The organism is Aestuariivirga litoralis, assembly GCF_003234965.1.
Classification (GTDB): Bacteria; Pseudomonadota; Alphaproteobacteria; order Rhizobiales; family Aestuariivirgaceae; genus Aestuariivirga; species Aestuariivirga litoralis.
In genome coordinates this window covers 1-25966 of the sequence record NZ_QKVK01000013.1, presented here as the reverse complement: position 1 = coordinate 25966, position 25966 = coordinate 1, and the positions used below count along the sequence as shown (strand labels likewise).

25 protein-coding genes and 1 pseudogene are annotated in these 25966 nt (G+C 66.0%); 12 read left to right on the top strand and 14 right to left on the bottom strand.

Features of this window, described 5'->3' with window-relative positions; genetic code table 11:
- Positions 1–37 precede the first annotated feature (37 nt).
- The 5 genes from DK847_RS19225 to fabZ all read left to right on the top strand — a co-directional run bounded on the left by DK847_RS19225 (position 38) and on the right by fabZ (position 5884).
- Positions 38–745: an isoprenyl transferase gene (locus DK847_RS19225; protein WP_245414681.1), complete on the top strand. Its 708-nt coding sequence runs from the start codon at positions 38–40 to the stop codon at positions 743–745.
- Positions 745–1593, top strand: a complete 849-nt coding sequence (locus tag DK847_RS19220) for a phosphatidate cytidylyltransferase (protein ID WP_111200172.1) — start codon at positions 745–747, stop codon at positions 1591–1593. The genes DK847_RS19225 and DK847_RS19220 overlap by 1 nt, the downstream gene beginning before the upstream one ends.
- Positions 1594–1700: 107 nt before the next feature.
- A complete protein-coding gene (gene rseP / locus DK847_RS19215) occupies positions 1701–2849 on the top strand; it encodes an RIP metalloprotease RseP (RefSeq protein ID WP_111200171.1) in 1149 nt (382 codons plus the stop codon).
- A 133-nt stretch (positions 2850–2982) separates the two neighbouring features.
- Entirely contained in the window at positions 2983–5328 is a 2346-nt protein-coding gene (gene bamA, locus DK847_RS19210; RefSeq protein ID WP_161957390.1) for an outer membrane protein assembly factor BamA, read from the top strand.
- Positions 5329–5407: 79 nt separating this feature from the next.
- A complete protein-coding gene (fabZ, locus tag DK847_RS19205; protein ID WP_111200169.1) occupies positions 5408–5884 on the top strand; it encodes a 3-hydroxyacyl-ACP dehydratase FabZ in 477 nt (158 codons plus the stop codon).
- An 80-nt stretch (positions 5885–5964) separates the two neighbouring features.
- Here the strand turns inward: fabZ and DK847_RS19200 are convergent, their stop codons facing one another.
- The 9 genes from DK847_RS19200 to DK847_RS19160 all read right to left on the bottom strand — a co-directional run bounded on the left by DK847_RS19200 (position 5965) and on the right by DK847_RS19160 (position 14686).
- On the bottom strand, positions 5965–6405 hold the full coding sequence (locus DK847_RS19200) for a hypothetical protein (protein ID WP_111200168.1): 441 nt from the start codon (positions 6403–6405) through the stop codon (positions 5965–5967).
- A gap of 150 nt (positions 6406–6555) precedes the next feature.
- Positions 6556–6822, bottom strand: coding sequence for a hypothetical protein (locus tag DK847_RS19195; protein ID WP_111200167.1), 267 nt, complete (start codon positions 6820–6822; stop codon positions 6556–6558).
- A 78-nt stretch (positions 6823–6900) separates the two neighbouring features.
- Entirely contained in the window at positions 6901–8286 is a 1386-nt protein-coding gene (locus tag DK847_RS19190) for an amidohydrolase family protein (protein WP_204508408.1), read from the bottom strand.
- 77 nt (positions 8287–8363) lie between these two features.
- A complete protein-coding gene (locus DK847_RS19185) occupies positions 8364–8786 on the bottom strand; it encodes an HIT family protein (protein ID WP_111200166.1) in 423 nt (140 codons plus the stop codon).
- 13 nt (positions 8787–8799) lie between these two features.
- Complete coding sequence (locus DK847_RS19180) at positions 8800–9942, bottom strand: GNAT family N-acetyltransferase (RefSeq protein ID WP_111200165.1); 1143 nt, start codon at positions 9940–9942, stop codon at positions 8800–8802.
- Position 9943: 1 nt separating this feature from the next.
- Positions 9944–10699, bottom strand: coding sequence for a glycerophosphodiester phosphodiesterase family protein (locus DK847_RS19175; protein WP_111200164.1), 756 nt, complete (start codon positions 10697–10699; stop codon positions 9944–9946).
- A gap of 2 nt (positions 10700–10701) precedes the next feature.
- Positions 10702–11166, bottom strand: coding sequence for a RidA family protein (locus tag DK847_RS19170; RefSeq protein WP_111200163.1), 465 nt, complete (start codon positions 11164–11166; stop codon positions 10702–10704).
- A 133-nt stretch (positions 11167–11299) separates the two neighbouring features.
- Complete coding sequence (locus DK847_RS19165; protein ID WP_161957389.1) at positions 11300–13543, bottom strand: sulfatase-like hydrolase/transferase; 2244 nt, start codon at positions 13541–13543, stop codon at positions 11300–11302.
- Between the two features lie 159 nt (positions 13544–13702).
- Complete coding sequence (locus tag DK847_RS19160) at positions 13703–14686, bottom strand: 2-hydroxyacid dehydrogenase (protein ID WP_111200161.1); 984 nt, start codon at positions 14684–14686, stop codon at positions 13703–13705.
- A gap of 79 nt (positions 14687–14765) precedes the next feature.
- On the opposite strand from DK847_RS19160, the gene DK847_RS19155 reads away from it, so the two are divergent.
- Genes DK847_RS19155 through DK847_RS19145 form a run of 3 tightly spaced genes read left to right on the top strand, consistent with a single transcriptional unit; the run spans position 14766 to position 16991 of the window.
- Positions 14766–15575 carry an EipB family protein gene (locus tag DK847_RS19155; RefSeq protein ID WP_161957388.1) on the top strand — a complete coding sequence of 270 codons (810 nt, stop codon included), beginning with the start codon at positions 14766–14768 and terminating at the stop codon, positions 15573–15575.
- 5 nt (positions 15576–15580) lie between these two features.
- A complete protein-coding gene (locus DK847_RS19150; RefSeq protein ID WP_111200159.1) occupies positions 15581–16282 on the top strand; it encodes a VWA domain-containing protein in 702 nt (233 codons plus the stop codon).
- 10 nt (positions 16283–16292) lie between these two features.
- On the top strand, positions 16293–16991 hold the full coding sequence (locus tag DK847_RS19145; RefSeq protein ID WP_111200158.1) for a J domain-containing protein: 699 nt from the start codon (positions 16293–16295) through the stop codon (positions 16989–16991).
- 3 nt (positions 16992–16994) lie between these two features.
- Here the strand turns inward: DK847_RS19145 and DK847_RS19140 are convergent, their stop codons facing one another.
- A complete protein-coding gene (locus tag DK847_RS19140) occupies positions 16995–18461 on the bottom strand; it encodes a D-alanyl-D-alanine carboxypeptidase family protein (RefSeq protein WP_161957387.1) in 1467 nt (488 codons plus the stop codon).
- 308 nt (positions 18462–18769) lie between these two features.
- On the opposite strand from DK847_RS19140, the gene DK847_RS19135 reads away from it, so the two are divergent.
- A complete protein-coding gene (locus DK847_RS19135; RefSeq protein ID WP_111200156.1) occupies positions 18770–19114 on the top strand; it encodes a phasin family protein in 345 nt (114 codons plus the stop codon).
- A gap of 81 nt (positions 19115–19195) precedes the next feature.
- On the opposite strand, the gene DK847_RS20740 is transcribed toward DK847_RS19135, so the two are convergent.
- The 4 genes from DK847_RS20740 to erpA all read right to left on the bottom strand — a co-directional run bounded on the left by DK847_RS20740 (position 19196) and on the right by erpA (position 22494).
- Positions 19196–19354, bottom strand: a complete 159-nt coding sequence (locus DK847_RS20740; RefSeq protein ID WP_161957386.1) for a hypothetical protein — start codon at positions 19352–19354, stop codon at positions 19196–19198.
- Between the two features lie 80 nt (positions 19355–19434).
- Positions 19435–21213: a uracil-xanthine permease family protein gene (locus tag DK847_RS19130; protein WP_111200155.1), complete on the bottom strand. Its 1779-nt coding sequence runs from the start codon at positions 21211–21213 to the stop codon at positions 19435–19437.
- A 128-nt stretch (positions 21214–21341) separates the two neighbouring features.
- Positions 21342–22127 carry an exodeoxyribonuclease III gene (gene xth / locus DK847_RS19125; RefSeq protein ID WP_111200201.1) on the bottom strand — a complete coding sequence of 262 codons (786 nt, stop codon included), beginning with the start codon at positions 22125–22127 and terminating at the stop codon, positions 21342–21344.
- Between the two features lie 37 nt (positions 22128–22164).
- A complete protein-coding gene (gene erpA / locus DK847_RS19120) occupies positions 22165–22494 on the bottom strand; it encodes an iron-sulfur cluster insertion protein ErpA (protein WP_111200154.1) in 330 nt (109 codons plus the stop codon).
- 46 nt (positions 22495–22540) lie between these two features.
- Between erpA and DK847_RS19115 the strand changes: the two genes are divergently transcribed.
- The 3 genes and pseudogenes from DK847_RS19115 to DK847_RS19105 all read left to right on the top strand — a co-directional run.
- Positions 22541–23713, top strand: coding sequence for a deoxyguanosinetriphosphate triphosphohydrolase (locus tag DK847_RS19115; RefSeq protein ID WP_111200153.1), 1173 nt, complete (start codon positions 22541–22543; stop codon positions 23711–23713).
- Positions 23714–23752: 39 nt separating this feature from the next.
- Entirely contained in the window at positions 23753–25486 is a 1734-nt protein-coding gene (gene argS / locus DK847_RS19110; RefSeq protein ID WP_111200152.1) for an arginine--tRNA ligase, read from the top strand.
- A gap of 15 nt (positions 25487–25501) precedes the next feature.
- A pseudogene (locus DK847_RS19105) lies at positions 25502–25966 on the top strand (hypothetical protein); the annotation flags it as partial.

Genomic DNA, 25966 nt, shown 5'->3' with positions numbered 1-25966 from the left:
GGCACCTCCCATGTCCGCGAGCCCCGGCCCCGATTGCATGCCAGCCCACGTCGCCATCATCATGGATGGCAACGGCCGCTGGGCCACGCAGCGCGGCCTGCCGCGCTCGGCGGGCCATCGCCAGGGCGTCGAGGCGCTGCGTCGCACCGTGCGCGCCGCCTCCGACATGGGGATTTCCGTCCTCACCCTCTATTCCTTCTCGACCGAGAACTGGTCGCGGCCGCAGGCCGAGGTGCGCTTCCTCCTGGAACTGCTGCGCCGCTTCATCCGCACCGACGTGGCCGACCTGCACAAGTCCAACGTGCGCATCATGATCATCGGCGATCGCGACGGCCTCGAGCGTAGCCTGCGCACCATGTTCGAGGAGGCGGAGGCGCTGACGCGGGCCAATTCCGGGCTTCGCCTCGTCATCGCCTTCAACTATGGCAGCCGTCAGGAAATCACCCGCGCCGTGAAGGCGCTGGCCGGCAAGGTGGCGGAGGGCAGCCTGTCGCCCGCCGACATCACGCCGGACCTCATCGGCCGCCATCTCGATACAGCGGGCCTGCCCGATCCCGATCTGCTGATACGCACCGGCGGTGAGCAAAGGATATCGAATTACCTGCTGTGGCAGTGCGCCTACACCGAATTCGTGTTCCTGCCCGAATACTGGCCGGAATTCGACGCCCAGAGCCTGGCCCGCGCCGTCGATACCTTCCGCGCCCGTGACCGGCGCTTCGGCGGCCTCAAGGCCCAGACGGCCTGATGAGCGGCGACCCGGCTTCAAGCTCTGCAAAATGGGGTGATCTCGGCGTCCGGGCCCTCTCGGCGGCCGTGCTCATTCCCGCCGTGCTCGCCGATGTCTGGGCGGGCGGCATCTGGTTCCATCTGTTCGTGGCGCTGATCGGCATCCTGATGGCGCAGGAGTGGGTGAACATCGTCCACAAGGACAATCCCCTGCAGTTTGCGCTGCATGCGGCGGGCGCCATGTGCGGCGCGCTGCTGCCGCTTGACATCGGGCTGGCGGGCGGGCTTGCCGCCATCGCCGTGCTGACTGTCCTGTCCGTCGTGGCGGCGCGGCGCGAGGAGCCGGCAGGCCCCGTCTGGCGCTATCTCGGCGTTCCCTACGTGTCGCTGCCGCCCATCGCCCTCGTGGTGCTGCGCGATGATCCCGCCTACGGTGTCGCGGCCATCGTGCTGGTCATGCTCATGGTCTGGGCGGCCGATACGCTGGCCTATTTCGCCGGGCGCATCATCGGCGGGCCGAAGCTGGCGCCGCGCATCAGCCCGAAGAAGACCTGGGCCGGCATGGGCGGCGCCATGGCGGGCAGCGCCATTGCCGCGCTGGGTGTCGGCCTGGCGCTTGGCGTTCCGGGCCTCTGGATGCTGCTTGTCGTCGCCGCGCTGCTGGCGGTGGTGGAGCAGGGGGGTGACCTGTTCAAGTCCGCCATGAAGCGCCGCTACGGCGTCAAGGACTCCGGCCGCCTCATCCCCGGCCATGGCGGCGTCATCGACCGGGTCGACGGCCTGGTCGCGGTGGCGACCGCGGCGGCCCTCATTGGCGCAATGCGCGCCGGCATCGAACACGCAGGGGCCGGAATCCTGGTCTGGTGACCTGATTTGGCCGAAATCTTGCCGTATTGCTCGCGTCGTTTAGGTGCTAGCCCCGGGGGCATGACCGTTGACAAAAGCGGCCCCTCGGCGGGCCGGGGAAGTGTGGAATGAACCTGACTGACGTGTTGCACCTGCCATTGAGCACGGGCGTGTTCTACGCGTTGCCGTTTCTGCTGGCACTCACGGTGATCGTGTTCATCCATGAACTCGGGCATTTCCTCGTGGCGCGCTGGTGCGGGGTCGATGTCGAGGCCTTCTCCATCGGCTTCGGCCGCGAGATCTTCGGCTGGAACGACCGCAAGGGCACGCGCTGGAAGGTGGCGTGGATTCCGCTCGGCGGCTACGTCCGCTTTCGTGGCGATGCCAATGCCGCGAGCCTGCCCGATGCCGAAACGATGGAGCGCGCCAAGGCGGACCCGGGCAATTTCCATGGCAAGCCCGTGTGGCAGCGCGCCGCCGTCGTGGCCGCCGGGCCGATCGCCAATTTCATCCTCGCCATCGCCATCTTCACGCTGGCCTTCATGCTGGTTGGCCGCCCGGTGGTCGAACCGCGGGTCGACGAGGTGCTGCCGGGTAGCGCCGCCGAGCAGGCGGGCATCCGCAAGGGCGACGTCATCGTGTCGATCGATGGCGCCGCCATCGATGATTTCACCGAACTGCAGCAGGCGGTCATGACAAGGGCTGGCGAACCGCTCGCCGTGGCGCTAGACCGGAATGGTGAAAGAATCAACCTGAAAGTGGTGCCTGCGCTGAGCGAGGAACCCGACAATTTCGGTGGCAAGTTCCGGAAAGGCCTGCTGGGCGTGAAGCGCGACCCCATGGGTCCCATCCGCTATGAGCGCCTGGGCCCCGTTGATGCCTTCGAGACGGGCGTGGAGCGCACCTGGTTCATCGTTCATTCGACCTTCAAGTATCTGGGCAAGCTGTTCACCGGCCGCGAAAGCGCCGACCAGCTCGGCGGGCCCATCTCCATGGCCAAGGCGGCGGGTGACGCGGCCTCGGTTGGCTTCTCGCAATATGTTGCGGTGATTGCGTTTTTGTCCGTCAGTATCGGTCTCCTTAACCTTTTTCCAATCCCTATGCTCGATGGTGGACACTTGGTTTACTATGCCGTCGAGGCGGTGCGTGGCAGACCGCTTGGCGAGGCCGCCCAGGAATGGGGATTCCGGATCGGTTTCTCGCTGGTGATCATGCTCATGCTGGTCGGCACCTGGAACGACCTTGTGCGGGTGGCGACGGTGATGTTTGGTGGGTGAGTGCGTGGGGAAGTTTCAATTGCAATGCGCCGCAGGGTGGGTAAAACCCTCGACGACGGCACGGATTCTGATGGGGCGGCGCGCAAGCGGAAATGGCCAGTTGATGCGTTATAAGTTTGTAGTAGTTGCTTTTTTGGCCTTTGTTCTGAGTGTTCTCGCACCGGTCGCCGCGCCCGGGCTTGCCGTTACGTCGGCCTATGCCGAGGTGGTTTCCTCGATCGTCGTCGAGGGCAACCAGCGCATCGAGAACGACACCATCATCTCCTACGTCCAGGTTTCGCCCGGCCAGAACGCCACGGCGGAGAAGATCGACGCCTCGGTGAAGGCGCTGTTCCAGACCGGGCTGTTCGCCGACGTCCAGATCACCCGCCGCGGCAGCACGCTGGTGGTCAGGGTCGAAGAAAACCCGATGATCAATCAGGTGAACTTCGAAGGCAACAAGGAGGTCAAGGACACCGACCTCCAGAAGGAAGTGGAACTGAAGGAGCGCATGATGTTCACGCGCGCCAAGGTTCTGAGCGACGTCAACCGCATCATCGCCGTCTATCGCCGCGCCGGCTATTACTCCGTCAAGGTGTCGCCCAAGATCATCCGCCTGCCGGAAAACCGCGTCGACCTCGTCTTCGAGATCAACGAGGGTGACGAGACCAAGGTCAAGCAGATCAACTTTGTCGGCAACAACGCCTTCAGCGCCGGCGACCTCAAGGGCGTCATCGGCACCCAGCAGTATTCCTGGTGGCGCTTCTTCAACCGCAACGACAATTACGATGCCGACCGCCTCGAGTACGACAAGGAACTGCTGCGCCGCTATTACCTGAGGAACGGCTTCGCCGACGTGCAGGTGATCTCGGCCGAGGCCGTGCTCAATGAGGCCGGTGACGGCTTCATCATCACCTACACCATCGACGAGGGCCCGCGCTACAAGGTGGCGGACGTGGCCGTCAACATCGGCGAAGCGCAGCTCGAATCGGCCGATCTCATCGCCAAGGTGCGCACCGGCGTCGGCGACTGGTATGACGCCACCAAGGTGGACAAGTCGGTCGAGCAGCTCACCCTTGAGGCGGCGCGCCAGGGCTTCGTCTTCGCCCGCGTCAATCCGGACATCGCCCGCGATGCCGGCAACAAGAGCCTCAACATCACCTACAACATCGTCGAGGGGCCGCGCACCTACATCGAGCGCATCGACATCGTCGGCAACTACCGCACCGAGGACGAGGTCATCCGCCGCGAGCTGAACCTCTATGAGGGTGACGCCTTCAACCGCGTCGTCATCGAGCGCGCCCGGCGGCGCCTCACCTCGCTCGACTTCTTCGAGAAGATCGACTTCCTCGAGCAGGAGGGCTCGGCGCCGGACCGCGTGGTGCTCGTCGTGCAGGTGCAGGAAAAGTCCACGGGCTCGGTCAACTTCTCGATCGGCTATTCGACCGCCGACAAGATCGTCGGCTCGATCTCGCTGCAGGAACGCAACTTCCTCGGCAAGGGCTATGACGTGAAGGTCGATACTTCCGGCAGCTGGTACCGCCAGAACGTCACCTTCAGCTTCACCGATCCCTACTTCCTCGGTTCTCCGGTGGCCGCGGGCTTCGACATCTTCGCCACCAATGTCGATAACCAGAACGAGTCGAACTACAACAGCCAGATGCTGGGCTTCGCGCTGCGCACCGGCTTCCGCCTCGACGAGAACAGCGGCGTCAGCTTCAAGTACGGCTTCACCTGGCGTGACGTCGACGGCATCAGCAAGGCTGACGCCTCGCCGGCCGTCATCGAGTCGGCGGGCGAGTCGACCAAGTCCGCCGTCATGGCAACCTATACCTGGGACAACCTCGACAATCCGCTGCGCCCCACCAACGGCCTGCGCGCCCAGCTCGAAGGTGAAGTGGCCGGCCTCGGCGGCGACGTGCACTACGGCAAGCTCGAGGCGCATGCCTGGTACTTCATGCCCGTCTACGAGGACGCCGTGGTGCTGAAGATCGAAGGCAACGCCGGCCAGCTGCTGCCATTCAACGGCGACGACGTGCGCCTGCAAGACCGCTTCTTCCGTGGCGCCGATACGTTCCGCGGCTTCCAGACGGCCGGCGTCGGACCGCGCCAGCGCGGCAACGATGGCCACACCGACGCCGTCGGCGGCATGACCTATGCCATCGGCACGCTGGAAATGACCTTCCCCGTCGGCCTGCCCGAGCAATGGGGCATCACCGGCGAGGTGTTCACCGACTTCGGCACCGTGTTCAACTCGGGCGTCGACACGGTGGCTGCCGGCACAGGCCAGTGTTCCTACGGCAACAACAAGGTGCCGCTCGGCCCCGATGCGCGCGACTGTACCAGCTACGACACCGCCGCCTTCCGCCTGTCGATCGGCGCCGGCCTGATCTGGTCTTCGCCCTTCGGCCCGCTGCGCTTCGAGGCCGCCTACCCGGTGCTCAAGGCCGACTACGACAAGACGGAGTACTTCCGCTTCTCGGTCGGCACCGCGTTCTAGACGCGCGCCGCAGCGAAGCCTAAAGAAACAGCGGACGGCCCCTCGGGCCGTCCGTCACTTTTCCGGAGACCCCCCGACTATGACCGAGGCCACGGCAGCCCCCGAATTGCAGACGGCGGACATCGCGCGGATCATGAAGCTGCTTCCGCACCGCTACCCCTTCCTGCTGATCGACCGCATGTATGACATGAATGGCGAGGACAGCGGTGTCGCCCTCAAGAACGTCACCATGAACGAGCCCTTCTTCCAGGGCCATTTCCCCGGGCGCCCCGTCATGCCCGGCGTGCTGCTCGTTGAGGCCATGGCCCAGGCCGCCGGTGCCCTCGTGCTGAACCACCTGGGCGACGAGCATGCCGGCAAGCTGGTGTTCTTCATGTCCATCGACAAGGCCCGCTTCCGCAAGCCGGTGGTGCCGGGCGACCAGGTGCATTTCCACGTCAAGCTCTCCAACAAGCGCCCGCCGGTCTGGAAATACTGGGCCGAGGCCATGGTGGACGGCAAGAAGGTGGCCGAGGCCGAAATCGGCGCCATGCTGATGAACGAGCGCGGCGCCTAGCGCCTGGCAGGCAAACGCCAGTTTCCGCTGTTGGCCTTAGTCCACGGGCTATGCAGGTCCGAAAGCGTTGCGAGGCAGGGTCACTCCGCCCGCATCGCGTCCAGCAGCCTGAACATGTTGCTCAGGTAGTCGATCCCCTTGTCGGTCATGGGAGAGAGGTCCTCGGCGCACTTGCGGGTCACCACCAGCGTGCCATCGCGACGTTCCAGCCAGCCCCGCATGATGAGGTCATTCACCTTGCGCCGCACCTTCTCCCGCGGGATGCCGGTGTAATGGGCGATGGACTGTGAGTTGATCTCCTCGGGCTCGGGCCTCCCCGACCAGCGCTCGAACAGCTCCTGGTGGGTGCGCTCGCCGGCGGTGCGGCGCTGGCTCATGTTGCGGTCGCCGATGACGGAGAGCACGAGAAGCAGGTCGAGGTCTCCGACAGCCCGGCGCCCCTCGATCAGCAGGTCCACGAAGCTCGCCACATGCGCCGGCCAGACCTGACCGAATTTCTGCTTCACCAGTTCCCGCGTCACCTGATGCTCCCGTCGCCTGCGCGGTGCAGTTTAGACGCGATGCGCGGGGTTGCAACCCGACTGCGAGTCGGTCGAGCAGCGCGGCGTCACGCGATGAAAAAGGGGCCGGTTGCCCAGCCCCTTCCTGCCGCCTGGTCGAAACCCGCTGCCTTACAGCGGGTAGTCCCGTGCCGGCTCGATGCCGCAGGTTTCGATGAATTTCTTCATGTTGTGCACCTCGTCCTTGGACAGGCCGTGGTCGGCGCCATGGAAGGTGGCGGTGTGGCCGTTCATGCTCACCATCAGGCGGCCATGGCCGGAGTGGCTCAGCTCCGCGCCCAGTTCCTTGAACACCGGCTCCACCTCGTGAAGCTGGATGTTCGACGGCAGCGGGTGGCTGAACAGGCTGTGCAATACCTTGCGGTGCTTGTGATTCATGACTGTCTCCTCGTTGTGCTGAGACCTTAGCCAGCCGCTGCCCGACGCTGCTTTGATTTTGATCAACCCCGGCCGTACTCAGGCCGGTGCGGGCGTCCGGTGCACCACCCCGCCGCGCATCACGAAATCGACCCTCTCGGTCACCGTGATGTCGTCGAAGGGATTGCCGGGCATGGCAATGATGTCGGCAGCCTTGCCCGCGGCCAGCGTGCCGATGTCCGGCTGCTGCAGCAGGTCCGCCGCCACGCTGGTGGCCGCCTTCAGCGCCCGCAGCGGCGAGATGCCATTGGCCGTCATCTCGGCGAATTCGCCGGCATTGTTGGTGGCGAAGGAGAATGTGCCGATGTCGGTGCCAAAGGCGATCTGCACCTTGCTCGCCGCCAGGTTATGCGCGGCCTCCATCAGCTGGGCCGCATACCTGCGGTACTTGGCGCGCACATAGGGAGGCTTGCCTGCGGCCGTCCAGAAGGCGTCGTCGTCGATCAGCCGTGCCTGGCGGATCACCGCAATCTGGGTGGGTACCAGGAAGACCCCCTTGTCCTCGATGATGCCGAGCGTCGCGGGCGAGGCGAGATTGCCATGCTCGACGCAGCGCACGCCGGCGGCAAGCGCGCGGCGGATGCCCTCGTCGCCATAGACGTGGAGTGTCGCCGGAATGCCGAGGTCGCGCGCTGTCTCCACCATCACGTTCATTTCGTCCTGGCTGTAGGGCACCTGCGAGGGGTCGTCCGCCGGGCTCGAGAAGCCGCCGGAGCCCGCATACTTGATCCATTGCGCGCCGCGGCTGATTTCGCGCCGGACCACCTTGCGGATCTCGTCGATGCCGTCCGCAAGGCTGTTCTGCCATGGGTCGCTGTCGGCGCCGAGCAGCGGCTCGCCATCGCCATGGCCGCCGCGCGTGGAGATGAGATGGCCCGCCGGAATGAGGCGCGGCCCGGTGATCTGGCGCTCCGCGACGGCACGCGCCAGGTCCATTGTGGTGTAGCCATGGATGTCCATGTCGCCCACGTCACGCACCGTGGTGAAGCCATGATCGAGCAGGATGCCGAGCGCCTCCACCCCCAGCAGCGCCTTGGCCGAGGAGGAAAGCGAGAAGATCTTGTCCTCGAGCTCGGGCCGCAATGTCACATGCACATGGCTGTCGATGAAGCCGGGCGTCACCATGTGCCCCGGCAGCGCAATGCGCTGCGTTCCCTCTGGGGCGCTGAGGTTCACGCCGATGTCGGCGATCCTGCCGTCGATGACGAGGATGTCACGCGGCCCCAGCGGCTGGTCGGCAACCCCGTCCCATAGCTGTGCGCCGGTGATGAGCTGCGGTGGCAGCTGCGCGGCAGGGGGTGTCGCTTCGGGCCTCGCCGGACGGGGGAAGGCTGCGGCAAGGCTCAGGCCCGCCGCCCCGGCGAGCATGCCCCGCCGGGTGAGGCCGAGCTTCCGCCGCTTGATCAGGTCGCAGGCCAGGCACATGGGTCACCTCCGCATTCACGCAAAGGTAGCATGAAATGCCGGATGTGCGATGCGCCGACTTTAGGCGGATGGCATCCTCAGCCGCCTAGCGCCGCCCGGATGCGCGCCGCCTGTTCGGCGAGCATGGCGTGGTCCGCCATCTTGCCCGTATGCGGCCGCAGCGCCACGCCCCCATGCCGCGGCAGAATGTGGACGTGGAGGTGGAAGACGGTCTGGCCGGCGGCAGATTCGTTGAACTGCTGGATCAGCACGCCTTCGGCCCCGAAGGCCTGCTTCGCCGCATTGGCCACCTTCTGCACCGCTGCCATCAGCGCGCCCAGTGCCCTGGGGTCGGCATCGAGCAGGTTGCGGGACGGCATCTTGGGGATCACCAGCGTGTGGCCGTCGGCCTGCGGCATCACATCCATGAAGGCCAGCGTGTGCTCGTCCTCGTAGACCTTGTGGCAGGGGATCTCGCCGCGCAGGATCTTGGCGAAGATGTTGTTGGTGTCATAGCTCATCGGTCTGGTTCCTCTAGAAGTCCTGTTCCTGCCGGAACGGTGAATGGGCGGCAAGCGCCTGCTGCTCTTGGTCGATGCCGGCGCGCTCGGCCTCGAGATAGTTCGCCACCGCGCGCTGCAGGCCGGAATGGGCGAGATAGTGCAGCGAATAGGTCTTCTGCGGCAGGTAGCCGCGCGCCAGCTTGTGCGCACCTTGCGCACCGGCCTCGACGCGCGGCAACCTGCGCGCAATCGCAAAGTCGATGGCCTGATAGTAGCAGGTCTCGAAATGCAGGTTGTCGTGATATTCGATGGCGCCCCAGTTCCGCCCGTAAAGCGCATGCGAGCCGATGAAGTTCAGCGCCCCCGCGATCATCCTGCCGCCGCGCTCTGCCATCACCAGCAGGATGTGTTCGCTCATCGCCTCGCCGATCATGCTGAAGAAGCGGCGGTTCAGGTAGGGCTGGCCCCACTTGCGCGCACCCGTGTCCATGTAGAAATCGAAGAAGGCATCCCAGTGCCGCTCGGCAATGTCCTTGCCGGTCAGCGCATGCATGGTGATGCCGGCCTTCGCCACCGAGGCCCGCTCCTTGCGGATGTTCTTGCGCTTGGCCGAGGACAGCGACGCGAGGAAGTCTTCGAAGCCCGCATAGCCGCCGTTCAGCCAGTGGAACTGGATGTCGGTCCGCTGCAGCCACATCCGGCCGCCGAGGGCCTCCCAGTCGCGCTCCGGCAGGAAGGTGATGTGCACGGAGGAGGCCTCTTCCTGCGTGCACAGCGCAATGAGGCCGGAGGCAAGTTCGCGCCGCCCGGCTTCCGTCTCCGCCATCAGCCGCGGCCCGGTCACGGGCGAAAAGGGCACCGACACCTGCATCTTCGGGTAATACTGCCCGCCGGCCCGCTCAAAGGCATCGGCCCAGCCATAGTCGAACACATATTCGCCCTGCGAGTGGCGCTTCCGGTAGCACGGCACGATGCCGGTGAGTTGGCCGGCGTCGTCTTCCATGATCAGGTGGCGGGGCGCCCAGCCGGTCTTTGCCGCCGCGCAGCCGGAGTCCTCCACGCAGCGGAAGAAGTCGTGGGCGACGAGCGGGTTGAACTCGGCCCCGGCCGGATTGGCCAGCCGGTCCCAGTCCGCCCGTGGGATCGCCAGGGCACTGGTGACCGCCTTCAGCATGTCACGCGGAAAAGCCTTCGAAGGTGATCTGATCCGAGCATCGCAATGCCATTACGGCCTGCTGCGGCGAGCGGATTGTCCAGGTGATGATCGGCATGCCTTTGGCCCTGAGTTCAGTGATCGGCGCCCAGGGCAGTTCCTCGCAATAGAACGACACGAAATCCGGCCGCGTGCGTGAAACATGCGAGAAGGTGCGAAGTTCCGTCTGCTTCGCGAGTGGCAGCGAGCTGTAATAGGAATCGGTCGCCCGCTCCGCCACGATGCCGCGGATGATGTGGGGCGCCATGCGCCGCAGCGCCGCGATCACGTCCGGGTCGAAGGACATCAGGCAGAAGGGACCCGCATAGCCCTTGAGTTCCTCCACCGCGCGCTTGGCCAGCCGCTCGTCGCCATCCCAGTGCGATTTGAGCTCGATGACGAGGGGCACCTGGCCCCGCACCTGGGCGAGCAGCTCCTTCAGCGTCTGCACCCTGTCGGTCGAGTTGCGGATCGCCACCTGCTGCATCTCCGCCGCGCTGTGGTCCTTGACCAGGCCCCGGCCCTCGGTGAGGCGCTCCAGGTGGTCGTCGTGGAACACCACGGCCTCGCCGTCACGCGTCAGCTGCAGGTCGCACTCGATGGCATAGCCCTGGGCGATGGCCGCCGCGAAGGCCGAGGCGGTGTTCTCCACCACGCCCTTGGCGAAATCGTGCAGGCCGCGGTGTGCAATGGGGCGCGCGGTGAGGAAGTCCACCGCGCGTGTCGCCGTCCCGCTCATGCTCACTCCACTTCGATGATGGCCTCGACCTCGGTCGAGATGCCCATCGGAAGTGACGGAGACGCAACGGCGGAACGCGCATGGCGGCCCTTGTCGCCGAACACCTCGACCATCAGGTCGGAGGCGCCGTTGATGACCTTGGGGTGGTCCTTGAAGGAGGGCGCGGCATTGACGAAGCCGACGAGCTTGACGACGCGCTTCACTCGGTCGAGGTCGCCGCCACAGGCATCCTTCAGCTGCGCCAGCACGTTGATGCCGCAGAGCCGGGCGGACTTGGCACCGTCTTCGAGCGAGACGTCGACTCCGAGGCAGCCGGGCCACACCACCTTGCCATCCTCAACCGGGCCCTGGCCCGAGATGAACACCAGGTTGCCGGTGCGTACCCATGGCACGTAGTTGGCCACCGGCTTTGCCGCCACCGGCAGCGTGATGCCGAGTTCCGCCAGCCGCTTGTCGATCTGTCCCATGGTCGTCTCCTGTCACTGAAATGGCGGGTGCCCCCGCGAATGGCCGGGAGATTGGCCGCTCGGGCGGCCGGAATCAAGCGCGCCCATGCGGGTGAGGCATGGGCGCGAAGTTTGGATGCGGGTGGGAAGGCGGCTAGTTCTTGCAGCTCGTCCCGAGGTTCTGGATGATGATCTTCTCATCCTCCGAATTGGTCTTGCCGTCGGTGTTGACGTCATACCAGCTCGACTTGATCGTCATGCGCACCATCTTGCGGTAGTTGCGCAGGTCCTCGCGGTCGACCACGCCGTCGTCGTTGCCGTCACCCTTGGCAAGGCAATCGGGCTCGGAGGCCAGCGTGTCGTTCATGTAGGTCGAGAGTTCGTTGTACTTCGCCTGCTGCAGCTGGTTGTAGGGCGTGGGGATCAGGCGGTTGGCCGTGTCGAGCAACGGGGCGTCCGGGTCGATCGGGTTCTTCTCTCCCACGATGTAGAGCTCATCCTCGGTGGTCTGCTGGCAACCGGTCTCGCTGCTGGGATCGTAGTTGTTCCACTGGTTGCGCACCAGCTTGTAGCCCAGCTTGTCGCGCACCGCGAGGCTGGTGGTGGGGATCACGGTGCCGGGCGTGCCGCCGTTCTGGGCAATCCACTGCTGCACCTGGCAGCAATAGGTAAAGCCCTCGCTGGGGATCGGCGTCGAGGTGTTGCCGGTGGGATAGCTGCCGGTGGCGCCGGGGCCGAACCAGGTTCCGCCATTGTCCTCGCACACGCCCTTGGTGACGGGGATCTGCGAGCAGGAGGGCGGGTTGGAGCCGGGGAACTGGCAGGGGCCGTTGATGCCGCCATTGGCCTGGATGTTGGGACCAACCAGGTTGAAGTCGAAGTTGCGCAGGCTCGGCGCCTCGTTGTTGGCGAGGTAGGGCAGCATGGGCACCGAGTCGACGATGCGCGGGTTGTTCTTGCGCACGTCGATGCCGGCCACGTTGCCGATCAGCTCATAGAGGTCGGCGATGTTCACCAGCGCCTCGACGTTCTTGCCGCTGTTCAGCGGGTTGACCCTGGCGCCGGCGATCACCATCGGCGTCCACACGCCGGTCTGGTAGGCGGTGCCCTTGGCGCGGGTCGGGTCGAAGGGCAGGCGCACCTGCGAGCCCAGCGAGCCGTTGTCGTTGACGTAGATGACCATCGTGTTCGACGATGCGGCGGTCAGCACCAGCTGGTTGCCCACTTCGGTCGCAAGCCCGGTGGCGAGCAGCAGACGGCCCAGTTCATGGTCCATGGCCTGGATCATCTGGTTGGCGGCCAGGATCTTGCCTTCCGTGGTCTCGAGGTCGACGCCATTGCCGTCCGGCGCGTCGGGCGGCAGCGTGTCGACGGGAGGCACCTGCATCGGCGTGTGCACCGTGGCCGTGGAGACGGTGGCAAACCACGGCTTGCCCTTCGACTGCTGCTTCTTGATCCAGGCGATCGCCGCGTCGGTCTGTTCCACGTTGCGGAAGGTGCGCGAGCGCTTGTCGGTGGGCGGCACCGAATAGGCGCGGCCGTTCTCGTTGATCACCAGCGGCGACACGTAGTGTGCCGACAGTGTCTCGAAGTTCAGGTTGCCCGGCATGGGCGAGGTGCAGGCCTCGTCGGGCACGAAGATGCCGCCATCGTCGCGGCACATGCGGCCGGCCGGGTTCTTGGCCCCCGCCGCGGTCTGCAGGTACTTGCACAGGCCCGTGGCATTGTAGCAGGCGCCGCTGTCCGAGCCGCCGTTGGCGGAGCCCGGCACATAGCCGTTGGGATAATCGCCGGTGTCGCCGACGCCGCCCGCCGTGGTGTCGATCGAGGAGGGGTCACCCGTCTCGTCCAGCCAGCCGTTGAAATAGTCCCAGCCCAGCGCCTGCACCATGCCGATGCCATAGGGGTTGTTGCCCTGCAGCCCGACGTGGAACTTGCCGAACAGCGCCGTGGCGTAGCCGGCCTTCGAGAGGAGCTTCGGAATGGTCTTCTCGTAGGGCGAAATCATCGAATTGGCGAGGTCGGACGGTCCGAGGGCCGCTTCCAGTTCGGTGCGGAAGGGATAGCGCCCGGTATAGAGCACGCCGCGCGCCGTCGAGCAGGCGGGCATCGTCCAGGCATTGCGGAAGGTGAGGCCGGCGTTCTGCAGCGCCTCGACATTGGGGATCTGCGGTGCCGGCGGCACGCTGTTGTAGCCATAGAGGCGTTGCTGATCCATGCCGATGTCGTCGGTGAGCACCAGCAGCACGTTGGGCTTCTTCGGCTTCTTGGGGCCGCCCTTGGCCTCTGCCACGGCCGCCGGATTGGCGTCGGCCAGGGCCGGGGCAGGTGCGGCGGCAAGCGCGGCGCCTCCTGCCAGCAGGGCGGTCATCGCCAGCGTCTTCCACAGGTGCGTCATCGCCGTCATCCTTCTGCAAACCATTGCAAATCAACGCGAGGGACTCGCGTGCCAATGGCATAATGAAAGCAGTTTTATGAAGCGGGGGTGAAAATTGAAATTGGTGGTTCTACCAGTTTGCAGACGTGCTTAACGCGCGGCACGTGCAGATTGCGGGGCTCAGCGGCGGGTCAGCAGGTCGGGCGGGCGGTCACCGGCGAAGAAGGCGTTGAGGTTGTCGATGCACTTGTGCCCCATGGCGCTGCGGGTGCGGGGCGTGGCGCTGCCGATGTGAGGCAGCAGGAACACGTTGTCGAGGCCGCGGTAGCGCGGGTCGATGTCGGGTTCGCCCCTGAACACGTCGAGCCCCGCCGCCGCCAGCCGGCCCGATGACAGGGCGGCGATCAGTGCATCGTCGTCCACGATGTCGCCCCGCGCCGTGTTGACGACGATGGCGCCTTGCGGCAGGAGCGCCAGCGCGGCGGCGTTCACCATGCCGCGGGTTTCCGGCGTCGAGGCGCAGTTGACCGACAGGACATCGCAGTGCGGCAGCATGTCCGCGAAGCGGGCGTGGAAGGTGGCGCCCAGCGCCTCCTCCGCCGGCACTGGCCGCCGCGCGTGATAGTGGATCGCCATGCCGAAGCCGCGGGCCCGCCTCGCCACCGCCTGGCCGATCCGCCCCATGCCGAGAATGCCCAGGCGCTGGCCGCTGACGTCATGCCCCATCGGCGAGATCAGCGTCGTCTCGCCCCAGCGGTTTTCGCGCACCATGCGGTCGCCCCAGGAGGCGCCGCGCGCCGCCCCCAGCATGAGGAGGAGGGCGACGTCCGCCGTGGCATCGGTCAGCACGCCGGGCGTGTTGGTGACGGCGATGCCCTTCGCCTCCGCCTGCGGGATGGAAAGGTGGTCGTATCCCACCGAATGGGTGGCGATGATGCGGATCGAGGCGGGCAGGGCAGGGATGAAGTCCGGCCCCAGCTTGTCGAAGGAGGTGAGGAGGAGTCCGTCATGCTGCCGGGCCTTGTCGAGGATCTCGTCCCGCCCCATCTTGCGGTCATCGGGGTTGAGGGTGGCGGCGAAGGCCCCGGCGATCCGCCGTTCGACGTCGGGCATCATCTTCCGGGTGACCAGAATGCGCGGTTTGTCCGGCCCTGCTGACGCCATCTTTGCCTCTTGTTGTCCGATGATTATCTTGGTCTGATGCGGGAGGCGGCATAGCACCATCCCGCCGGAGGAGAAGCAATTGAAAACCGTCCTGTCCGCCTTGTTCCTCGTGGCGCTGGCGAGCGGCGCTGGCGCCGCGACCATCGTGCCGCACCGGGCGATCTACGACCTGACCCTGCTGCGCGCCAATGAGGGCGCCTCGCTGCAGTCGGCCTCGGGCAAGCTGGCCTTCGAGATCGACGGATCGAGCTGCGACGGCTTCACCGTCAACTTCCGCATGGCCACCAAGTACCGCCAGGACGACGGCAGCGCCGCGCTGATCGACACGCTCACCACCACCTTCGAGAATGCCGGCGCCACCGAACTCCGCCACCAGCTGAAGGAAAGCGTCAACGGCAAGGTCCGCGACACCGACCGCATCAGCTTCAACCGCAAGACGCCCGATGCCGAAGGCACGGGCGAGATGAAGAGCAAGCCCGACGAGACCTTCACGGTGCCCGCCGGCGCGGCCCTGCCGATGCAGCACCAGCTGAAGCTGATGGCGCTGGGCGAGGCCGGCGGCGGGCGCGATTCGAGCATCGTGTTCGACGGCTCGGACGGGGCCAAGGCCTTCCGCGCCATTTCCTTCGTCGGCCGCCCGAAGCCGCCCGGCAGCGTGGCGCGCGATGCCGCCAACCCGGCCGCCGCGGCGCTCAAGGGCGATGTCGCCTGGCCGATGACGGTGAGCTACTACGCGCTGGACGGCGACAGCGAGACGCCCGAATACCAGGTGAGCTTCGACATGTATGACAATGGCGTTGCCACCGGCCTGGTGCTCGACTACGGCGACTTCGCGCTGTCCGGCAAGCTCACCGACCTGAAGCTGCTGGACAAGCCGAGCTGCCCCTGAGAGCCATGTCGAACATCAAGCGCCATGACGGCGCGGGTGAAGGCGACGTCGAGGCCTTCCTCGCCCGCGTCCGTGAAATGCCTGCTCCCGCTGCGTCCGGCGGCCGCGGCCGGCTGGTGCTGGCGATGGATGCCACGATGAGCCGCCAACCCGGCTGGGACATGGCCCTGTCGATCCAGGGCAGCATGTTCGCCGAGGCCGGCCGCGTCGGCGGGCTCGATGTGCAGCTCGTCTATTTCCGCGGTTTCGACGAGTGCCGCGCCTCGAAATGGACACCAGATACCGACGGGCTGGCGCGGCTGATGTCCGGCATCCGCTGCCAGGGCGGCCGCACCCAGATCGGCCGCGTGCTGAAGCACCTCAAGGCCGAGGCGGCGCGCGGCAAGGTCAGCGCCTGCATCTACATCGGCGACGCGCTGGAGGAGCCGATCGACGGCCTCGCGCAGGTCGCGGGCGAGATCGGGCTTCTCGGCATTCCCGTCTTCATGTTCCAGGAAGGCCATGACAAGACGGCCGAGATGGGCTTCCGCGAAATCGCACGGCTCACCCGCGGCGCCTATTTCCGCTTCGGCAGCAATGCGGCAGGAATCCTGCGCGAGCTTCTGGCCGCCGTCGCCGTCTACGCGGCGGGCGGTTTCGCGGCGCTCGAAAACCATTCCGCCCAGCGCGGCGGCGCTGCAACGCTGCTGCTCAACCAGATGAAGTGACGCACACCCCATGAATTTCATTCTCGGCCTCGTCATCGTGGTGGGCGGCTGGTACCTCATCCGGGCCTTCGCCAACGCCCAGCCGGCCCAGGTGCGCGGATTGATCCGCAAGCTCGGCGGCATCGGAGTCATCATCTTTGCCGGGCTGCTCACGCTGCGCGGCGAGATCAACATCGCCATTCCGCTGTTCATGCTGGGCCTGGGACTGATGGGCCAGCAGGCCATGTTCCCCAATGGCATGCCGTGGCAGCGCAAGACGCCGGGCCAGGCCTCGAAGGTTGCGACCAGTCTCATCGCGATGCAGCTTGACCATGACACGGGCCGCATGGAGGGCGACGTGCTGGCAGGCCCGCTCAAGGGCCGCAAGCTGTCGAGCCTCACCCTGGCCGAGGCGCAGGCGTTCCATGCCCAGTGCGCCGCCACGGCGGACCAGAGCCGCGCCCTGTTCGAGGCCTGGATCGAGCGCACCCACCCGGAATGGCGCCAGCAGTGGAACAGCGGGGCAGGGCGAACGCCCGCCACCGCGTCACCGAAGATGACGCGCGCCGAAGCGCTGGCGATCCTGGGTCTGAAGGAAGGGGCCTCGGGCGATGACATCCGCGCCGCCCACCGCCGCCTGATGAAGACGGCGCATCCCGATCTCGGCGGGTCGGACTACCTCGCGGCCAAGATCAACGAAGCCAAGGAATTCCTGCTGCAGGGCGCCTGAGGCTTATGACGGGCCCTGCGGCTGGCAGGGCGTCTTCTTCTTCTTGATGGCCTTGCAGGCCACCGCGGCGGTGCTCTCGTCGAAGCCGGTGAAGCGGGCGCGATAGGTGATCTGGCCCTTCTTCTCCACCATCACGGTCTGCGCGGTCTTGCCGGCGATCACGTCCGGCGTGCGCTTGCGCGTCATCTGCAGCACCGCCTGGGCATCGGACTTGGTGGCGTAGTCGCCGAGGCTGATCGTCCAGCCGGCATCGGTCCCGGCGGCGATGGAGGCCATCTGCGCCTGGTCGGCGGGCTGCTGGGTGGCATCCTGCTCGGCCATCGGCTGCGGCACGGTTTCCACCTGCTGGGCAGGCTGTTCGGTCGTGGTCGTGGCAGTGGTGGTGGTGCCGGTCGTCGCCGGAGCCGCCGCCTGTGCGGCAAGGCTTGCCATGCTGTCGACGCCGTCTTCCGTGTCGCCCTGTTCGCTGGGCTCAACCGGCGTGGCGGCGGCAACCTGTTCCTCGCTGGCCTTGGTCTTCTTGGCCGGCAGTCGCTTGGCGGCGGCTTCCTTGCGGGCGGGCTTGGCGGCGGGGGCGGCTTCTTCAGCGGCGGCGGTCGCGGTTTCCTCGGTCGCCTTGGCGCCCTTGGCGGATCCGGCATAGGCGGCAATGGTGCGGCCGCCCGTGGCATCGTCGAAATACTTGCTCAGCATCTGCTTCATGTAGGCATCGCGCGAGGCGCCGGTCTTGCCGCCCAGCACCACGCCCACGAGACGCTTGTCGCCACGCCGCACCGAGGACACGAGGTTGAAGCCCGAGGCCGCGATATAGCCGGTCTTGATGCCGTCGGTGCCCTCATAGCTGCCGAGAAGCCGGTTATGGCCCTTGATGGTCTTGCCCTGGAACACGAAGCTGCGGGTGCGGAAATAGGGGTAGTACTGCGGATAGTCGCGCATCAGGCGCAGGCCCAGCGTGGCCATGTCGCGCGCCGTGGTCACCTGGCCCGGGTTGGGCAGGCCGGAGGCATTGAGGAAGGTGGTGCGCGACATGCCGATGTTGCGCGCCGTGCGCGTCATGCGCTGGGCGAAAGCCGATTCGGATCCGCCGAGGTTTTCGGCAACGGCGGCGGCAACGTCGTTGGCAGACTTCACCACCAGCGCCCGGATGGCGGTCTCGACGGTGATGCTGTTGCCGGCCTTCACGCCCAGCTTCGAGGGCGCCATGCCGGTGGCGCGCGCCGACATCCTGATCGGCGTATCGAGCGTGATCTTGCCTGCTGCCAGGTCCTGGAACACCAGGTAGAGCGTCATCATCTTGGTCAGCGAGGCAGGGTGGCGGATGGCGTCCGCATTCTCGGCGTACAGAACCTTGCCGTTGCGCGCGTCAACGGTCATCGCCGCGAATTTCTCCGCCGCATGCGCCATCATCGGCTGCAGGCCCGCCGCAAGGGCCGCCACAACCACCAGACTCACAACGCGCAGGAAAGCCATTTTATTCCGCAGCGCACTCATATTGCTGCGGAGCCCAAGAAATCGCATGCCAACTCCACCTCAGCAGGCTGCCCGGTCCAAGGCAGTCCCTTAACACATCGGCACCGTTCCAGCCACCCCGCCGGCCCGGTCGTCCCGCCCGGTCGGGCGTTTCGCCGCTTTTGGTTCAATTGTCGTTACCGGCAGGTAAATCAATGGGCTCGGTAAATCTACACAGAAATCTCTGTTGCAGCGCAAAATGCCTGTTGACATTCATGTTGCAGTGCACATATTAGGCACATTCACGCTACGGCAAACGGAGACGCCCCATGATGAAGTCCTTTGAAGAGTTCCAGTCCTTCGGCAAAGACGGTTTCGAGGCCTATGTTGCGGCCTCCAACGCCCTGACCAAGGGCTTCCAGGCCATCGCCCAGGAAGCTGCCGATTATTCGCGCAAGTCCTTCGAGAAGGGCACCGCCGCTTTCGAGAAGCTGTCGGCCTCCAAGTCGCTCGACAAGGCTCTCGAGGTGCAGCAGGCCCTCGCCAAGGAGCACTATGAGGCGCTGGTCGCCCAGGTGACCAAGATGAACGAGATGTACATCGCCACCGCGAAGGAAGCTTACAAGCCCTTCGAAGCCTCGATGGCCGCCTTCGGCGTCAAGGCCCCGAAGTAATCACTTCGCCGGTTTCGGTTTTGAAGCCCGCGCGCCGCAAGGCGCGCGGGTTTTCATTTGCCTTGAGGGTGCTCGGAAAGACTATCGGTCGGGACTGAAGAATGCCTGCCAGAGCCAGCCATGCGGCACCGACGGATCGTAGACCGCGCCGTTGACGCCGACATAGGCGATGGTCAGAACGCCGACCGTTCCGACGATGATGAAGATCCCCATGGCCACTTCGATGATGGCTTTCAGCATCCGCCAAGTAAGGATCGCCCGCCCGTGATTCGCCTACTCGTATCGGCCCGCAGCCGGTGCGTAGAACTGCGCAGTCGGTATCACCCCTCGAAGCGCAGCAGCACGCCCTGCAGGTCGCCGCGGGTGAAGACCGAGGCGCGGTCCGCGAGGTTGCGCACCAGCCAGCCGGCCATGCGGCCCATCGCGTCATCGTCGTTCAGCAGCTCATCCGCCGTCGGCGCCCGGTCGGGGAACACCATTGGCTGCCCGGCATAGACCACTGAAATGTCCAGCCGCACGTCGTCATGGCGGGCCTCCAGCCGGATGTCGCCCTCGGCGAGGTCGCTCACCGCCTCCAGAAGCTGGTTCACCGCCGAACTGGCCTGCAGCGCCGTCGCCGGCTTCAGGCCCCACATCTCGCCCCACTCGGTCAGCAGCTCTTCCACCTGGTCATGGCGTCCTGCGCCCGTCACCAGCGTGACGGAGGCCTTCTGCGCGATGCCGATGCGCATCACGGCGTTGAGGATGATCGCCACGATCGACGCTGACATCAGCGGCGAATGGATGAGAATCGCCGCCACCCCGGTCAGCCCGACGCCCAACCGCTCGGTGGTGAGCACCGCGATGCCGGTGGCGATGGGCAGGCCCACCACCAGCATGCGCCGCGGCGACATCATGCGCGACAGCGACAGCTGCGCGCCGGCCACGATGAAATAGCTGGCCGCGAAAGCCAGGATGCCGCCCAGCACGGCATCCGGCATGGCGATCACCACGGCAAGGGCGGCGGGGAAGAAGGCGATGCCCGCCATGATCAGCCCCGCCGTGATGCCCACCACGCGCGCCGTCACGCCCGTGGCGAAGGCGAGCCCTATGTTGGTGGACGACAGGCCGAGATGCGTGCCGCCGAGGAGCGAGGACAGGATTGTGGTGGCCCCCAGCGAGGAAAGCCCGCGCGACACCTGGCCCACGTCGGGCTTGCTCCATTCGGCATCGTCCAGCCGGTCGGTGCTGATGATCACGCCCATGTTGTCCACCGCCGCGATCATGGCGACCACGGCGTAGCCGGCCAGGAACCCGGGGGCGAGCGAGAAGCTCGGCAACCCGAGATGCGGCAGCGCCACCAGCGAGGCATTCTCGACGGCACTCGAAAAGCTGCCAAGCTGGCCCTGCAGCGCGGCCGTGGCATATCCCGCCGCACAGCCGATGAGCATGGCGAAGAAGCGCTTGCTGCCTTTGAGCCAGATGGTGGAGGCGATGATCACCGCCAGCGTGGTGAGGCCGGTGATGACCGAGGGATAGTAGATTCCGCCAGGTGCCACTGCCGCCATGTTGTCGAAGGCATGCGGCACCATTGCAATCCCCAGCGAGATCGCCTCGGGTACGGTAAACAGCGATCCGGCGTCCGGTGCATCGACGATGCGCTCGAAGGCATGCGGCACCATGGAGACGCCGAGCATCAGCACCACCACGCCGCAAACCTCCGGCGGGAAGAAGGCGCGCAGCCGCCGGAAGGTGAGGCCCACGATGATCTGCACGAGGCCTCCCACCAGCGTCAGCGCCGCGACGCCGTCAGGCCCCGCGGCCTGTCCGGCCGGAATGGCGAAGATCACGAACATCGGCGAGGACAATGGAATGAGCAGCAGCCCCGAGGAGAAGCGCCGGCTGCCGCCCTGCACGATGGCGCCGATGCCGCAGGCGAGAAGCGTGCCCACCACCATGCCCTGCTGCTGTGCGAGGGTGAACCCCGCACCCTTCGCCACCATCGCGGCATAGACCAGGAACACGATGGAGAGGGCGGCATGCTGCAGGCCCAGCACCAGCATGGAGGCCGTGGGCGGCCGTTCATTCACCGCATAGACGAGGTTGCGCGGGCGCTTCATTGCAACAGGTCCATGCCGGCGTCCGGCTTCGCGTCACACGTCAAGACTGCACTCTCCCATTCCGGCCTGCCTTGCGTGAGTCAGGCCTGCCCCGGCATCCCGCCGGCGCCCCGGGCGCGTAGCAGAGTCTAGGCCTTCAGTTCAATCACCACCGGCACATGGTCGGAAGGTTTTTCCTGCGTGCGCACCTCGCGCTCGATCTGCGCGGATGTCAGCAGGTCCGCCGCCTGCGGCGACAACAGCAGGTGGTCAATTCGAATGCCGTTGTTCCGTTGCCACGCGCCGGCCTGGTAATCCCAGAAGGTATAAAGCCCCGGCGTGTCGCCATGCACCTGGCGGATCGCGTCGGTGAGGCCGAGGTTGAGCAGGGTGCGGAACCTGGCGCGCGACTGAGGCTGGAACAGCGCATCGTTCACCCAGTTCTCCGGGTGCCTCGCGTCGAGCGGGGTGGGGATCACGTTGTAGTCGCCCGCCAGCACCAGCGGCTCCTCGAGCTTCAGCAGCGCCTTGGCATGCGCGCGCAGGCGGTCCATCCAGCGCAGCTTGTAGTCGAATTTCTCCGTACCCAGAGGATTCCCGTTGGGAAGGTAGATCGAGGCGACGCGCACCACGCCCGACTTGCGCGCGAACACGGCCTCGAGGTAGCGCGCCTGGGTGTCGTCCTCCTCGCCGGCAAGCCCGCGCGTCACGTCCTCGGGCGTGAACTTCGAGAGGATGGCGACGCCGTTATAGGTCTTCTGGCCGTGGACCAGCACGTTGTAGCCCAGTTCCTCGAAGGCCTGTGCGGGGAAGGCGTGGCCCTCGCATTTCAGTTCCTGCAGGCAGACGATGTCCGGGTTGGCCTGGCGCAGCCACGCGAGCGCGTTGTCGAGGCGGGCCTTGATGGAGTTGACGTTCCAGGTGGCGATCTTCATGTCCGCCATGATGGCGGGGGCGCTGGTGCGCCGCAAGTCAGATCGAGAACGACGTGCCGCAGCCGCAGGAGGACGTGGCGTTGGGGTTCCTGATGCGGAAGGACTGGCCCATCAGGTCGTCGACGAAGTCGATCTCCGCTCCGTCGAGGAATTCCTGGCTCACCGGGTCGACCAGCGCCTTGACACCGGCGCGCTCGATCACGAGGTCGTCGTCCGCCGCGGCGTCGGCCAGCTGGAAGTCATACTGGAAGCCGGAGCAGCCCCCGCCATTCACCGCGATGCGGAGTGCCGCCTTGCCCGGCTCCCTGGCCAGGATGTCTCGGATGCGCGAGGCTGCGGCCTCGGTGAGGGTGATCGTTGCGGTCATGTCGTGTATGTTGGGTCCTGTTCCAGTCTTGTCAACGGATTCTCCCATGCAGCGGTTCACGGCGCCCTATTCCTCGCTTCCCGAGGAGACCCGCGGACGGGTGCATCCGGAGGAGGGGCTGGATTTCCGCTCGGCCTTCGCCCGCGACCGCGACCGCATCATCCACTCCCAGGCCTTCCGGCGGCTGAAGCACAAGACCCAGGTCTTCGTCTATCACGAGGGTGACCACTACCGGACCAGGTTGACCCACACCATCGAGGTGGCCCAGGTCGCTCGTTCCATCGCCCGTGCGCTGGGCCTCGACGAGGACCTGACGGAGGCCCTGGCGCTGGGCCACGACCTCGGCCACACCCCCTTCGGCCATGCCGGCGAGCGCGAGCTGGACAAGCTCATGAAGCCCTGGGGCGGCTTTGATCACAACGCCCAGTCGCTGCGCATCCTCACCAAGCTCGAGAAGCGCTACGCCCGCTTCGACGGGCTCAACCTCACCTGGGAGACGCTGGAGGGGCTGGTCAAGCACAATGGCCCGCTGGTGAACGCCGAGGGCGACCCGGTCGGACGCTACCGCGAGCATGGCCTGCCGGAGGCGATCGTCGAATATGCCGCCGGCCACGACCTCGAGCTCGCCTCCTATGCCTCGGCGGAGGCGCAGGTGGCGGCGATCTCGGACGACATCGCCTACAACGCCCATGACATTGACGACGGCCTGCGGGCCGGGCTGTTCGGGCTCATCGACCTCGGTGACGTGCCGCTGGCGGGGGAGGCGCTGGCGCAGGTCCTGAAGCTCTATCCCAACCTTGAGCATGACCGGATCGTGCATGAAACGGTGCGCCGCGTGATGTCGTCCATGGTCAACGACATCATCACCCAGTGCAACAAAAACAACGCCGAAAACAACTTCCGCAACGTTGCCGGCGTGCGTCGGCTTGGCCGGCCCTTCGTGGCCTTCAGCACGGCGATGGATGCACGCAACAGGGCCTTGCAGTCGTTTCTCAACGAACGCATGTATCGTCATGATAGGGTTGAGGAAATCATGGCCCGCGCCCGCCGCGTGGTGCATGATCTCTTCACCGCCTACATGAACGATCCGAAGCTCCTCCCGCCCGGCTGGCAGGACGCCCAGCCCCGCCAGGTCTGCGATTTCATCGCCGGCATGACCGACCGCTACGCACTCGACCAGCACAAGCGACTGTTTGACCTCGATCCGCTTTTCCGCTAGGGGCCAGCAGGGCGTTGATTCAACAGTTTAAAAGTAGACATGAACCTGTTTGCTGAGTTTCTGCAGGTGGTCGCCGAGGCCGTCTCCACGGTCGCGGCCCAGCAGGGCAAGGACGTGCCGGACCTGTCCCGGGTCACGGCCGAACCGCCGCGCGACCCCGCCCACGGCGACATCTCCACCAACGCCGCAATGGTGCTCAACAAGACCTTCGGCATGCCGCCGAAAGCCTTGGCGCAGTTGCTTTCCGCGTTGCTGTCGGAGCACAAAAACGTTGCCGCCGTCGACATTGCAGGTCCCGGTTTCATCAACGTCAGGCTCGTTGCTTCCGAGTGGCCCCGCGTCCTCGAAGCCGTGCTCGCAGAAGGCGAGCGTTACGGCAATTCGACCTTGGGTAGTGGCAAGAAGGCCAATGTCGAATACGTCTCCGCCAACCCGACCGGGCCTCTCCACGTGGGCCACGTCCGGGGTGCGGTGTTCGGCGACGCGCTGGCCGAACTCCTCAAGGCCTCGGGCTACGAGGTTACCCGCGAATACTACATCAATGACGCCGGTGCCCAGGTTGACGTGCTGGCCCGCTCCGCCTACCTCCGCTACCTCGAGGCGCTGGGCGAGACGATCGGCGAGATCCCTGCAGGCCTTTATCCGGGCGACTACCTGAAGCCGGTGGGGCAGGCGCTGGCGCAGGAGCATGGCCCGGCGCTCAAGGCCATGGACGAGGCGGAATGGCTTCCCATCGTGCGCGCCCGAGCCATCGCGATGATGATGGACCTGATCCGCGAAGACCTCGCCGCGCTCAACATCCGGCAGGAGGTCTTCGCCTCCGAGAAGGCACTGCATGAGTCCGGACAGGTGAAGGAGACCATCGCCGAGTTGCGGCAGCGGGGCCTCGTCTACCAGGGAACCCTGCCGCCGCCCAAGGGCGAGGTGCCGGAGGACTGGGAGGACCGCGAGCAGACGCTGTTCCGCACCACCGGCTTTGGCGATGACATCGACCGGCCGCTGCTCAAGTCCGATGGCTCCTACACCTATTTCGCCTCCGACGTGGCCTACAGCCGCAACAAGATCCAGCGCGGTTTCGACGAGCTGATCTACATCCTCGGCGCCGACCATGGCGGCTACGTCAAGCGCCTCGAGGCGCTGGGCGCGGCGCTCCAGGGCAACCGCAACGTCGACGTCATCGTCAGGTTGTGCCAGCTGGTCAAGCTCTATCGCGCCGGCGAGCCGGTGCGCATGTCGAAGCGGGCGGGCGAATTCGTGACGCTGCGCGACGTGGTGGACGAGGTCGGCCCGGACGTGGTCCGCTTCATGATGCTGTTCCGCAAGAACGAGGCGCCGCTCGACTTCGACTTCGCCAAGGTGACGGAGCAGTCCAAGGACAATCCGGTATTCTACGTGCAGTACGCGCATGCCCGGACCTGTTCCGTCCTGCGCAATGCGGCGGAGGAGGGGCTCGCCCCCGCAGAAACACCCAGATTCGATCTGCTCACGGATGAAGCGGAGCTCGGACTGGTGCGCCGGATGGCCGAATTCCCACGCCTCGTCGAGGCTGCGGCACAGGCTCACGAGCCTCATCGCATCGCCTTTTATCTGTTTGATCTCGCTGGCGATTTCCATGCTCTTTGGAACAAGGGCAAAGACTCGCCGCATTTAAGATTTATTTTGAAAGAAGATGTGAAACTCACCCAAACACGTCTCGCCTTCCTCATGGCGATTCGATATGTTTTGGCAAATGGCCTTCGGATCCTCGGGGTGAGACCCGCCGAAGAGATGTAGAGGCGTAAGGGTCATATGGATCAAGATTCGAGCAACGGCGGCGCTGGGCCGGACAAGCGGAACTGGCGCGAGCGTCTCGGCATTGGCGCGAAGGAGCTTCCGAAGCTTTCGGATGAGTTCCGCGACGAGCCGCAGATTGCTCCGCCGCCGGCCGGCACGGCCAAGCCTGCGCCGCGCGCCCCCGTGACCAAGCCGGCGCCGATGGCGCCGCGGGTCGCACCCAGGCCTGCCCAGCCTGCCGCCGAAGCGCCTGCCGCTGCCCCGGCAGTTCCGCCGGCCCTGTCGCGCGCCACACCGAAGGTTCCCGACAATGCCGCGCAGGACGCGCTGGCCGAAAAGCTGCGGGCCCAGCGCGCCGCGGCCGAACGCCTGGCCGAGCAGCGGGTGCAGGCCGCCCGCAACAGGGCGGAGACCAAGAAGCCCGAACCGCCGCCGCCCCCGCCGCCCGCCCGTCCGGCAAGCCCGCCACCGCGCGCTGCG

Excerpts from the sequence above, each read along its gene's own strand:
- DK847_RS19225 (WP_245414681.1), top strand. The coding sequence starts at position 38 with ATGCCAGCCCACGTCGCCATCATCATGGATGGCAACGGCCGCTGGGCC.
- DK847_RS19220 (WP_111200172.1), top strand. The coding sequence starts at position 745 with ATGAGCGGCGACCCGGCTTCAAGCTCTGCAAAATGGGGTGATCTCGGC.
- rseP (WP_111200171.1), top strand. The coding sequence starts at position 1,701 with ATGAACCTGACTGACGTGTTGCACCTGCCATTGAGCACGGGCGTGTTC.
- fabZ (WP_111200169.1), top strand. The coding sequence starts at position 5,408 with ATGACCGAGGCCACGGCAGCCCCCGAATTGCAGACGGCGGACATCGCG.
- DK847_RS19195 (WP_111200167.1), bottom strand. The coding sequence starts at position 6,822 with ATGAATCACAAGCACCGCAAGGTATTGCACAGCCTGTTCAGCCACCCG.
- DK847_RS19190 (WP_204508408.1), bottom strand. The coding sequence starts at position 8,286 with ATGTGCCTGGCCTGCGACCTGATCAAGCGGCGGAAGCTCGGCCTCACC.
- DK847_RS19185 (WP_111200166.1), bottom strand. The coding sequence starts at position 8,786 with ATGAGCTATGACACCAACAACATCTTCGCCAAGATCCTGCGCGGCGAG.
- DK847_RS19180 (WP_111200165.1), bottom strand. The coding sequence starts at position 9,942 with ATGCTGAAGGCGGTCACCAGTGCCCTGGCGATCCCACGGGCGGACTGG.
- DK847_RS19175 (WP_111200164.1), bottom strand. The coding sequence starts at position 10,699 with ATGAGCGGGACGGCGACACGCGCGGTGGACTTCCTCACCGCGCGCCCC.
- DK847_RS19170 (WP_111200163.1), bottom strand. The coding sequence starts at position 11,166 with ATGGGACAGATCGACAAGCGGCTGGCGGAACTCGGCATCACGCTGCCG.
- DK847_RS19165 (WP_161957389.1), bottom strand. The coding sequence starts at position 13,543 with ATGACGCACCTGTGGAAGACGCTGGCGATGACCGCCCTGCTGGCAGGA.
- DK847_RS19160 (WP_111200161.1), bottom strand. The coding sequence starts at position 14,686 with ATGGCGTCAGCAGGGCCGGACAAACCGCGCATTCTGGTCACCCGGAAG.
- DK847_RS19150 (WP_111200159.1), top strand. The coding sequence starts at position 15,581 with ATGTCGAACATCAAGCGCCATGACGGCGCGGGTGAAGGCGACGTCGAG.
- DK847_RS19145 (WP_111200158.1), top strand. The coding sequence starts at position 16,293 with ATGAATTTCATTCTCGGCCTCGTCATCGTGGTGGGCGGCTGGTACCTC.
- DK847_RS19140 (WP_161957387.1), bottom strand. The coding sequence starts at position 18,461 with ATGGCTTTCCTGCGCGTTGTGAGTCTGGTGGTTGTGGCGGCCCTTGCG.
- DK847_RS19135 (WP_111200156.1), top strand. The coding sequence starts at position 18,770 with ATGATGAAGTCCTTTGAAGAGTTCCAGTCCTTCGGCAAAGACGGTTTC.
- DK847_RS20740 (WP_161957386.1), bottom strand. The coding sequence starts at position 19,354 with ATGCTGAAAGCCATCATCGAAGTGGCCATGGGGATCTTCATCATCGTC.
- DK847_RS19130 (WP_111200155.1), bottom strand. The coding sequence starts at position 21,213 with ATGAAGCGCCCGCGCAACCTCGTCTATGCGGTGAATGAACGGCCGCCC.
- xth (WP_111200201.1), bottom strand. The coding sequence starts at position 22,127 with ATGAAGATCGCCACCTGGAACGTCAACTCCATCAAGGCCCGCCTCGAC.
- erpA (WP_111200154.1), bottom strand. The coding sequence starts at position 22,494 with ATGACCGCAACGATCACCCTCACCGAGGCCGCAGCCTCGCGCATCCGA.
- DK847_RS19115 (WP_111200153.1), top strand. The coding sequence starts at position 22,541 with ATGCAGCGGTTCACGGCGCCCTATTCCTCGCTTCCCGAGGAGACCCGC.
- argS (WP_111200152.1), top strand. The coding sequence starts at position 23,753 with ATGAACCTGTTTGCTGAGTTTCTGCAGGTGGTCGCCGAGGCCGTCTCC.